10 protein-coding genes are annotated in these 10,374 nt (G+C 46.8%); 4 read left to right on the forward strand and 6 right to left on the reverse strand.

The window, feature by feature from the left end:
- Window positions 1-4 precede the first annotated feature (4 nt).
- The 5 genes from DK846_RS15705 to DK846_RS15725 all read right to left on the reverse strand — a co-directional run bounded on the left by DK846_RS15705 (window position 5) and on the right by DK846_RS15725 (window position 6,555).
- Window positions 5-313: an MscL family protein gene (locus DK846_RS15705; RefSeq protein ID WP_109969944.1), complete on the reverse strand. Its 309-nt coding sequence runs from the start codon at window positions 311-313 to the stop codon at window positions 5-7.
- A 24-nt stretch (window positions 314-337) separates the two neighbouring features.
- A complete protein-coding gene (locus DK846_RS15710; protein WP_245926583.1) occupies window positions 338-2,308 on the reverse strand; it encodes an agmatine deiminase family protein in 1,971 nt (656 codons plus the stop codon).
- A gap of 1 nt (window position 2,309) precedes the next feature.
- On the reverse strand, window positions 2,310-3,431 hold the full coding sequence (locus DK846_RS15715) for a DMT family transporter (RefSeq protein WP_245926584.1): 1,122 nt from the start codon (window positions 3,429-3,431) through the stop codon (window positions 2,310-2,312).
- Between the two features lie 46 nt (window positions 3,432-3,477).
- On the reverse strand, window positions 3,478-5,658 hold the full coding sequence (locus DK846_RS15720; protein WP_109969961.1) for a Tex family protein: 2,181 nt from the start codon (window positions 5,656-5,658) through the stop codon (window positions 3,478-3,480).
- An 84-nt stretch (window positions 5,659-5,742) separates the two neighbouring features.
- The gene (locus tag DK846_RS15725; RefSeq protein ID WP_109969946.1) at window positions 5,743-6,555 is read right to left on the reverse strand and encodes a basic amino acid ABC transporter substrate-binding protein; all 813 of its coding nucleotides are present in this window, start codon (window positions 6,553-6,555) and stop codon (window positions 5,743-5,745) included.
- Between the two features lie 165 nt (window positions 6,556-6,720).
- On the opposite strand from DK846_RS15725, the gene DK846_RS15730 reads away from it, so the two are divergent.
- From DK846_RS15730 to DK846_RS15745, 4 genes are all read left to right on the forward strand, one after another.
- Window positions 6,721-7,533, forward strand: a complete 813-nt coding sequence (locus DK846_RS15730) for a basic amino acid ABC transporter substrate-binding protein (protein ID WP_109969947.1) — start codon at window positions 6,721-6,723, stop codon at window positions 7,531-7,533.
- A gap of 116 nt (window positions 7,534-7,649) precedes the next feature.
- The gene (locus DK846_RS15735) at window positions 7,650-8,327 is read left to right on the forward strand and encodes an amino acid ABC transporter permease (RefSeq protein WP_109969962.1); all 678 of its coding nucleotides are present in this window, start codon (window positions 7,650-7,652) and stop codon (window positions 8,325-8,327) included.
- Window position 8,328: 1 nt separating this feature from the next.
- Entirely contained in the window at window positions 8,329-9,081 is a 753-nt protein-coding gene (locus tag DK846_RS15740; protein WP_109969948.1) for an amino acid ABC transporter ATP-binding protein, read from the forward strand.
- A 5-nt stretch (window positions 9,082-9,086) separates the two neighbouring features.
- Window positions 9,087-9,743 (forward strand): amino acid ABC transporter permease, encoded by a 657-nt coding sequence (locus DK846_RS15745; RefSeq protein WP_109969949.1) that lies wholly within the window; start codon window positions 9,087-9,089, stop codon window positions 9,741-9,743.
- Between the two features lie 316 nt (window positions 9,744-10,059).
- Here DK846_RS15745 and DK846_RS17790 read toward each other — a convergent pair.
- Window positions 10,060-10,374, reverse strand: a 315-nt coding sequence (locus DK846_RS17790; protein WP_109969950.1) for a hypothetical protein, incomplete at its 5' end; no start/stop codon positions are given.

Consider the following 10,374-nt stretch of genomic DNA (forward strand, 5'->3'; position numbering starts at 1 on the left):
TAACTCACTTCTTCTGAACTTTTTCTTCTTTCATTACATACTTCGCAATTATAAAGACCACAAATGCAATGACAATGAAGTTGATACATTCTGCCGCAAACGGACCAATACCAAGGTGAACAGGTCCGAGGTTGAAGGTTGCTTCCTTCCAGTCACCGGAAGGAACTAAGACACCCACAAAGGGCATGATGATATTGTCTACCAGGGACTTGACAAGACTCGTTGCAGCAACACCCATGATGAATGCAACAGCAAGTGCAACAACCTTGTATTCCTTCAAAAATTCCAGAAACTCACTTATTAACCCGGCCATATATTCCCGGCAGGTGGTTTGAGTTCAATAATCTTGAACTTTTCGCCACCCTGACGGGTATGGGCAGGGCTGCTGCTGGGTTGCACAATGAAAGGTACCATACCCTTCGATCATGGCACGGGCATTGATCCCAATAATCTCACGATCAGGAAACACCTGACGAATGATGTTGCATGCAACTTCATCTCCCGGATCACCAAACACCGGAACAATCACCACTGAATTGCCAATATAAAAATTCGTATAACTTGCCGGATACCTGCCTTCCTCTCCTGACACCATCTGTGGCATCGGGAGGGGTATCACGGTAAGTGGATTTCCATCCTGATCTGTCTCATTGCAGAGTATCTGATAATTTTCCTGTAGTGCTGCATAGTTCTCATCATCAGGATCCTCTTCTACAGCACAGAGGACGGTGCACGGATCAACAAACCGGGCGATATCATCGATGTGCCCGTCAGTATCGTCACCAGCCACACCATCACCCAGCCAGATCACCTTGACTGCTCCCAGGTATTCCAGCAGATACTGCTCTATCTCTTCCTGGGAAAGTGAGGGATTCCGGTTTGGATTCAAGAGACAGGAATGTGTGGTCAGAACAGTTCCTCTTCCGTTCACATCGATGGAACCTCCCTCTAGCACAATCCCGGGGCTAAAAACCGGAAGATGCAGAATATCGTTCATGAACCCTGGAACCGCTCCGTCTACAAGAAGTTCATCGTATTTGTCTCCCCAGGCATTGAAGATCCATCTGACCATTGCCACCTGTAACTCTCCGCGGTTTACAAGAAATGTCGGGCCGTAGTCCCGTATCCACACATCAGAGTAAGAGGCAGGAAACAGCGTTATCCTGTTCATGTCAACGCCGGCATCGAACAGGAGATGTTCTATCCGCTGTTTTGCATCTCCTTCAGGCACAAACATGCAGATTCTTTCAGAGATATGAACTGCCCTGATAAACAGGATATAACTTTCTTCTACCGCTTCAATGAAAGGAAATGTCAGGATATTGTGCGGCCATGAGATCCATACCGCCTCATGATGTTCCCATTCGGCAGGCATGTGAAATCCCCGATTCCGTGGGGTATCTCCAAGTGCTGGAGAGATCTGTTCGGGTCCATCTCCGCGGATAGGTGTACAGAGCGAACCGTAGGTTTCAGGACGCCTGTTCCTGATAAAACCCCAGGAGTCAGAAACGATCCTGTTCATTGAGAGATCGATCGTCGTGAGCAGGATCTCTTCTTCTGAACCGGCCCGTGCAAGGATTGACCCAAACGCATCTGCAACAAACGAACCACCGAAAAATTTTACTTTGTCCTCTGTTCCCACCCTGTTTACTGCTGCGACGTGCACACTATTTGCAATAGCATGACTCCGCTGGATTGTCTCCCACGAATCCTGCCATTCTCCTTCAACCGGACAAGCATCCAGGATATCGCCAATAGCGGTGGGGTAAAAGATGATCTCTGCTCCGGCAAGAGCAACAGCACGGGCAGCTTCAGGGAACCACTGATCATAACATATCAGAACGGCAATCTTTCCAAACCTGGTATCAACCACTCTGAATTCATTCCCCTCTGCAAAATATCCTTTCTCAAAGAAAGAGGGATCCTGGGGGACATGGACTTTGTAGTACGGAGGAGAGACAGACCCATCTACATCGATGATAACCGCTGCATTTCGATACTCTTTGGTCTTTGTATACTCAAAGATCGGAACGATAATCACGACTTCATGCTGTTTTGCCAGTTCTGAGAACACCCGGGTTGACTCACCGGGAATCGTCTCTGCGAGCATTCCCGCATCTTTCCCGATATATTGCGGGAAATATTGTGTGCGGTAGAGCTCAGGAAGACAGATAATCCTGGCCCCTGAAGAGATAGCATCTGATACCTTACCGGTCATCTTCCTGAGATTCTCATCAGGATCCTGGGATGCTGATGCCTGGATAAGACCAAGCATAACAAGACGGCTCTCCATTTCTTCTTCGATCATACTACTCACGTGAGGTTATCTCTTTGCTGCAGGGATCCCGGTGGTCATGCCGGTGATGGAGGTCAGGTCTGTGCTGATGTTCATGAGATACTGCTTCATGAGAGTGGGGATGGGTATGCTCACCTGATCGGGAAAGGGGAGGAGCATTTTTTGCATGCTGATGGTCATGATGAAGATCATCATGACGGTGACGATGATTGTGCACAAGGGGAGGATGATAATGGAGATGTGAATGCTTCTCTGATACAAGCAGCCATGTTCCAAGAACCATGACAGGAAAAGCTACCAGAAAGAGCATCTGTGGAGTTTCTGCAAAGAGAAGAAATGAGAAGAAGACTCCGAAAAACGGGGAGAGTGCCAGGAATAATCCGGTCCTGGCAGTTCCTATGGACCGAAGGGCAAGCAGGAAGAATACACTTGCAAGGCCTCCAAAGCTAAAAAAGCCAACAACCATACAGACTGGAATATCCACAATTCTCGGGAGGGATTCACCGATGAAAAAAGCAATTGCCAGTGAGATTATCCCGGCCCCATACCCTTTCACGAGGATTGCAGAGAGCGGGTCACGACCTGATACCTGCCTGCTGATATTATTATCAATAGCCCAGAAAAGACAGGCGATTAGCACCCCAACCGATCCAACTGAAACACCAAACTCACCTGCAGGGTCCAGACTCAGTATGAGGCAGGAACCGGTTATGAGCCCCATGGCAATCCATATTCTTCTGCCTACTGCTTCATGAAACAGAAATGCGGCAAAGAATCCGGTAGCAACAGGTTCAAAATTTAACAGAAGAGAGCCTGTTGCCGCAGGAGTGATCATCATGGAGTACATCAGCGTCACCGGGGCAAGCACTCCACCAAAGATCGCCATTCCTGCCAGATATGGAGCATCAGACCGAGTGAGTGGTGCTTCACCGGCAGTTGAACCTCCACGGATAATTGCTCTTCCCAGGATCAGAACCAACATTCCGGTTCCGCTTCCACAATAAAAGAGAGCAGCCAGCATGACCGGTTCGGTTGTTCCGATGAAGTATTTTGTCATCGGTGCACAACTACCAAACAAAACCGCTGAAAGGATTGCGTAGATAATGGGAATTCGATCAGAAGAGATAGAACTCACAATATCTCCATCGGGATGAAACAACATCCACAATAAAAATCATTAATTATCCGGAACCTGCCTGCTTTATTGAGAGAGAGATACGTCGCCTCTGACTGTCAATCCCAATCACTTTCACCCTGACTCGCTGGCGGATGGTAACCACATCAGCCGGGTCCTGGACATACTGATCGGCAAGTTCACTGATGTGCACGAGGCCGCTTTCTGATAATCCAATGTTGACAAAAGCACCAAATTTGGTTACGTTTGTTATGACACCATCAAGCATCATACCTTCTTTAAGATCTTCAAACGTGGTGACCTGATCAGCATACACCGGAGGTTCAAATACACCCCTCGGATCCCGGCCAGGACGGATGAGCTCCTCGCAGATATCATGCAGGGTCGGAATTCCACAGGTATCAGAGACAAATGATTCCAGATCTATCTGTCTGACTAGTGATTCGTTGCCGATAAGGTCTCCGGGTTTCGCATTGATACGTGCTGCCATATCTGCCACCAGGGGATATCGCTCAGGATGAACTCCGGTGTTATCAAGGGGGTTTATTCCATCACGAATCCGGAGAAAACCTGCAGCCTGTTCAAAGGTTTTCTCTCCAATACCCTTTACGAGTTTGATCTCTTCGCGACTTGTGAAGGGGCCATTCTTTTCACGGTGCCTGACAATTTCCTGTGCAAGCCTTGGATTCAGGCCAGATACATATGATAATAGTGAGGGTGAGGCAGAATTGAGGTCAACTCCAACCTCGTTGACTACCGATTTCACGATTTCTTCAAGTCGTGCCTTGAGCATATCAGGATCGATATCATGCTGATACTGACCGACACCGATGGAACACGGTTCAATCTTGACCATTTCAGCAAGCGGGTCCAGGAGTCGCCTGCCGATAGAGACTGCTCCACGCATGGTAACATCCATATCAGGCAGTTCCATTCTGCCAAGTTCTGATGCAGAGTAGATAGAAGCTCCCTGCTCGTAGACAGAAACCACGGATATTTCTTCAGACAGGCCAAGATTTCTGATAAACTGCCATGTCTCTCTCCCTGCAGTCCCGTCACCGACTGCAATGACCTGGACCTGATGCCTGTTTACCAGATCACGAATAGTGTGTGCTGATCCGGATGGATCAGGCCTTGGGTCATGAGGAAAAATCGTTGCAGTCTCAAGGGGGAGTCCTTCTGCATTCAGGACAATAACCTTGCACCCGGTTCGAAACCCGGGATCTATTGCCAGCACTCTTTTCGAACCAAGAGGAGGAGACCGGATTAGAGCACGCAGGTTTGATGCAAAAACCCGTGCTGCTTCTTCATCTGCACGTTCCTTGAGTTCATTTCGAAGTTCACGTTCTAATGAAGGAGCCAGGAGGCGATGATACCCGTCAGTCAGAGCATCCATAACACATTCAACAGCGGGGCCGGAACCTGAAAGATATTGATCTGCTATCAGACTGATGCCGGTTTTCGGATCAGGACCTATCTTTGCAGAGAGAAGACCTTCCTCTTCACCCCTGAAGATTGCCAGAACACGATGGGACGGGATTGAACTCGCCGATTCAGATGTACCAACGTATTCTCTCCATTTTCCTGCATCACCACCGGTTCCCCGTGCTGCTGAAACATCCAGACGTGATGATTTTTTGAAAACTTCACGGACATTCTGGCGGACCAGTGGATCTTCGCTCACATCTCCGGCAATGATATCTTCAGCACCGGCGAGTGCGGCCTGTGCTGTCAGAACTTCCAGATCAGGGTTGATAAACCGTGAAGCTTCTGTGAGAGGATCGATTCGTGCATCCTGCGTAAGAAGAAGATCTGCAAGCGGCTGAAGTCCCTGTTCACGTGCCCGATCAGCCCGGGTTTTTCTCCTGGGTTTATAGGGGAGATAAAGATCTTCGAGCTCTGCAAGGGTTCCTGCCTCAAGAATATTCTGCTTAAGATCAGGAGTGAGACGTCCGAGTTCTGATATTTTTGTGAGAATAACGTCCCTGCGTTCTTCCAGCTTTCTGATCCTCTCAAGATGTGTCGCCAGTGAGAAGATCATCCCGTCGTCAAGAGAACCTGTTGCCTCTTTCCGGTATCGCGCTATGAAAGGAACAGTTGCCCCGCTGTCGAGCAGATCGATACAGGCTGCTGCCTGCCTTACCGGTATTCCAAGAGCTGCTCCGACCAGTTCATGTATCCTCCAGGTGTGATGAACTGACTGAGATATTTCGCCTACTTCCCCCATCTTCCTGCCTGATAATTCTAAACACATAGGAGTGCTATCCTGAAAACAGATCGCTAAAAAAAGAATTAAAAAAGGTACGGAATATTATTCCATCTTGTACTTCTGAACCAGGGCCTTCCAGTCAGGAGAAGCCATGAGGTGATCAAGACCTGTGTTCAGTTTCTTAAGCAGTTCAGCATCAGACTTGCGGACTGCGATACCAAACTGTTCATTTGTCTCAATTGAGCCAATCTTCTGAACAGGTTTTCCTTCGATGATATCATTTATGACCGTGCTGTCGTAAATCACCGCATCAGTTCTTCCTGCTACCAGGTCTTCTACTGCAAGGGGAGTATTGTCGTACTGTTTCAGGTTATCAGCAGACATGAGGCTCTTATTCACAAGGTTATCCTCGACCCAGATGGCTGCAGTACATCCCCTCTGGGTACCGATGGTTGCTTTTCCACTTTTTACCTGGTCCATAGTGATCGGTGATCCCTGTTTGGTAACAACCGTCTGGTTTACGGTCCAGTATGGCTTGCTGAAATCTACTTTCTCTTTCCGCTCATCAGTAATGGTCATACCAGCATAGACCATATCAATCTTGTTTGCATTCAGGGCCGGAATGATTCCATCCCATGCAATTCCCTGAAACTCAGCCTCAAATCCCTGATCTTTGGCGATCCATTTGAGTGATTCAACATCAAATCCGGTTGGCTCACCCTTTTCACTCATCATCGTAAACGGAGGATACACCGGATCAATTCCAACACGGTAGACCTGTTTTGTTCCCGGAGAGGTATTGTCAGAGGATACTTTCTTTTCCTGAACCCCGGACTGGGTTGAAGAGGTACATCCTGCTGTAAGAAGCAGGAGGATAAGACCCAGACATGCCAGAGATATCAACACACCTTTCATGATATTGAGAAGATAGGAAACCCAGACATGTAATTATTACCTGCGCAAAATACGTGGAGATAGTTTCCTCTCGAAATCTCATAACATATTTTATATATAGGACCTGCTATCACAGGTGCATCATAGATCACAATTTCTATTACAGTGCCGATCAAACAATCTTCGATGGATAGGAGAATCATTTCAATCCTGGTTATTTTTATAGTAGTTGGTGCAGTCTGTTTTTGCGGATGTACTCAAAGTACCAATACCGCTGATAAATCTGTAAAAAGTGCAGATAATGCATCTACTGACCAGAAGAAGACATATATCGTGGGCATAGATGGAGAATACCCACCGTATAGTTTTATTGACAAAAACGGAACTGCCCAGGGATTTGATGTTGAGTCAATCCAGTGGATAGGAAACAAACTTGGATTTAATGTAAAGATCCAGCCTATCGCATGGGATGGAATCATTCCTGCCCTGAATGCCAAGAAGATCGACATGGTCTACTCCGGAATGACCATCACCGATGAGCGCAAGCAGCAGGTAAACTTCAGCAAGCCGTACTATAAAGTAAATCAGTCAGTTGCTGTTCACAATGACAGTACACTCACACTTGATGACTTTAAGGCAGGGAAAGGAAAAATCGGAGCACAGCGTGGAACTACCGGAGCATTCTGGGTAGAAGAGAACCTCGTTAATAAGAGTGTTATCCAGGCTGATCAGCTTGTCACTTATGACAACTTCCCACTGGCTGCAACCGATCTCCAGAATAAACGCATTGACTTTGCAATCTATGACCGTCCACCAATGCTGGATGCCATCGCTGACAAGCCACTGCACCTGGTTGGTGAGATTGATACCGGTGAAGAGTACGGAGTTGCTATCCGAAAAGATGACACCGAACTGCTGAACACCATAAACAAAGGATTAGACCTGCTCCATGAGTCTCCGGACTGGGCAGCACTAAAGAAGAAGTACAAGATGGAATAACTCATTTCATCTCTTTTGAACACATACACTATTTTGAATCCTCTTATGTTCATATGTGACATGCAGAATCCTGCGGATATTTCACCTCTAATGATATGGATTTCTGGAGGGGAATTGTGGATCCACTGACAATTCTCATTGACTGGTTTCCCTATCTGCTTTCAGGTATATTCATCACGGTTGGTCTCGTGGCAGTTGCCCTGCTGATAGGAATCATACTGGGGCTTCCTATGGCACTCGGGCAGGTATATGGAAAACACCTCATCAGATCGGTCATTTCAATATATGTCTGGTTTTTCCGTGGTCTTCCGGTTCTGGTTCTGCTGTTTCTCTTCTATTTTGGTATTTTTCCAGGGCTGGGCCTCGATCTTCCTGCTTTTGTAGTAGGTGCTGTGGTGCTCGGCCTTCGAGGAGCTGCGTATCAGTCACAGATCTTCAGAGGTGCAATACAGTCGATAGCCGAAGGACAGATGACTGCTGCACGATCTCTGGGGATGAGCAGAGCTCAGGCAATCAGATCAATTATTCTACCACAGGCAATGCGGATTGCCCTGCCTGGCTGGTCTAATGAATATCCTGAGATCCTGACAGAGTCGTCAATATGTTATGCAATAGGTGTTGCAGAGCTCCTTACACGATCTTCACAGATTGTTTCGCAGACCTATGTCACGATGCCCATCTATCTCGCCTGTGCTGTGATGTTTATCCTGCTCAGCTATGCCGGGACCCACCTTATCCAAAGACTTGAAAAGCGGATCGCCATACCTGGTTTTGGTCCGGGGAGTTCATCATAATATGTCAGAATCAGAGTTTATTCTCAAGGTCGAAGATATACGCAAGTCCTTCGGCAGCTCGGAAGTCCTGAAGGGTGTCTCATTTAATGTTAAAAAAGGTGAGACGATCTGTTTTATCGGCCCTTCTGGTACAGGAAAGAGTACACTTCTCCGGTGTATCAATCAACTCACCATTCCGGATAGCGGGAAAGTGCTTCTGAACGGAGAAGAGGTCACTCATTCAGGCTCACAGATCAACCATTTCAGGCAGAAGATCGGGATGGTTTTTCAGAACTTCTTCCTCTTTGATCATCTCACAGCGGTCAGGAATGTTGAGATTGCACTCCTGAAAGTCAAAGGGATGAATGCAAAGGATGCAAGAGCAAAGGCAATGAAAGAACTTCAGCAGGTGGGTATGGCTGAATGGGCAGATCATTTTCCTGCTGAACTTTCAGGTGGTCAGGCACAGCGTGTTTCTATCGCTCGTGCATTAGCCATGGATCCAGATGTCATGCTTTTTGATGAACCAACGAGTGCCCTAGATCCTGAACTGACCCGTGAGGTTCTTGAGGTCATGAAAAAACTTGCACTTGATGGTATGACTATGCTGGTTGTTACCCATGAGATGGGATTTGCCTGCTCTGTTGCAAACCAGATCCTGTTCATGGAGCATGGAGTCATTAAAGAGCAGGGAAGTCCGCAGGTCCTTTTGAATGATCCAAAGTTTGAACGGTGTAAGGCATTCATCGGGCAGTTTCGGGAGTTTTCACAGTAGGGATCATGGATTCGATTACCTTCCTTGTTGACATTATTGCTCCTGCCTTCTGGAACGGATTACTTGTAACTCTCTCCCTCATAGCAGTAACAGCACCAATCGGGTTTGCTCTTGGCATCATCATAGCATGTGGCCGGGTGTATGGAGGAAAAGTTGTATCAAAAATCTTTCAGGGGTATACCATCTTTTTCAAGGGTTGCCCGCTCCTCTTATTGTTGTTTATTCTGTATTTCGGACTACCACCGTATGGAATTACCCTGAGTCCATTTGTGGCATCAGTCATCGGGTTTATTCTCTGCAACAGTGCTTACAATTCTGAATATGTCAGAGGGGCAATCCTTTCTGTGAAAGAAGGGCAGATTACTGCTGCAAAGGCACTTGGGATGACGCGAAACCAGGCAATCCGGTTTGTTGTTCTCCCCCAGGCTCTTCGGAGAGCAATCCCGGGAATATCAAATGAGTTTATTTACCTGATCAAGTATTCATCGCTGGCATACATGATCACCGTCATTGAACTGACCGGTGCCGGGAAACTTATTGCAACAAAATATTTTGCATACAATGAGACGTTTTTTGCCCTGGCAATCGTGTATCTGGCACTCGTGACCATAACGACATTTGGTGCTAATGCCATAGAAAGGAAGTTTTCAATTCCCGGGTAAAATTTTTTTTTTGTGAGACTGGAGTCATATCAGTATCTTATTATCGCTCGTTTTTTTTTCGTTGACATGTTTCATTTAGGGGGCATAATGAGAGAACTGATCATACCTCTCTTCCTCCATGAAAAATCCAGTAGAGTGGATGATGAATTGATCACATTACGAACGTAGGTATGGAGAGCTTAGCGCCTTTGGAATTTGTCGATAGGAAAGATATGTTATTGATCAGGTACTTGCAAATCCTCTGCAGTGGGAGGCTGGAAATACTCTATGAGTCATTGGGGTGTTGGGTTTTTACGATTTTTTTCAATAACTCAAATCAGTTCATCAACCCTTTGATCTGTAGGGCTAGTGTTTCATAGCCATGTCCAGATGCCAGATCATATGCTTCGTGAATCATGACATCCGCCTCGAGAGTCTTTCCTTGCTGATTTAGGATCAATGACTGGTTAGCAAGAGATATAGCAAGAGATTCAACTTTACCCAATTCACGGCAGATACGTTCTTTCTCCTTGTGGAGTTTCATCGCACCGTCAAGGTCACCACGAGCCTTCAGGATCAAAGCCTGGTTACCAAGCGATGCCTGCAGACCATCAACATTACCCAATTCACGGCAGATACGTTCCTGTTCTTT

Source organism: Methanospirillum lacunae, from assembly GCF_003173355.1.
In the GTDB taxonomy this organism is placed as follows: Archaea; Halobacteriota; Methanomicrobia; order Methanomicrobiales; family Methanospirillaceae; genus Methanospirillum; species Methanospirillum lacunae.

Coding starts and splice junctions, on each gene's coding strand:
- DK846_RS15705 (WP_109969944.1), bottom strand. CDS start 313: ATGGCCGGGTTAATAAGTGAGTTTCTGGAATTTTTGAAGGAATACAAG.
- DK846_RS15710 (WP_245926583.1), bottom strand. CDS start 2,308: ATGATCGAAGAAGAAATGGAGAGCCGTCTTGTTATGCTTGGTCTTATC.
- DK846_RS15720 (WP_109969961.1), bottom strand. CDS start 5,658: ATGGGGGAAGTAGGCGAAATATCTCAGTCAGTTCATCACACCTGGAGG.
- DK846_RS15725 (WP_109969946.1), bottom strand. CDS start 6,555: ATGAAAGGTGTGTTGATATCTCTGGCATGTCTGGGTCTTATCCTCCTG.
- DK846_RS15730 (WP_109969947.1), top strand. CDS start 6,721: ATGGATAGGAGAATCATTTCAATCCTGGTTATTTTTATAGTAGTTGGT.
- DK846_RS15740 (WP_109969948.1), top strand. CDS start 8,329: ATGTCAGAATCAGAGTTTATTCTCAAGGTCGAAGATATACGCAAGTCC.
- DK846_RS15745 (WP_109969949.1), top strand. CDS start 9,087: ATGGATTCGATTACCTTCCTTGTTGACATTATTGCTCCTGCCTTCTGG.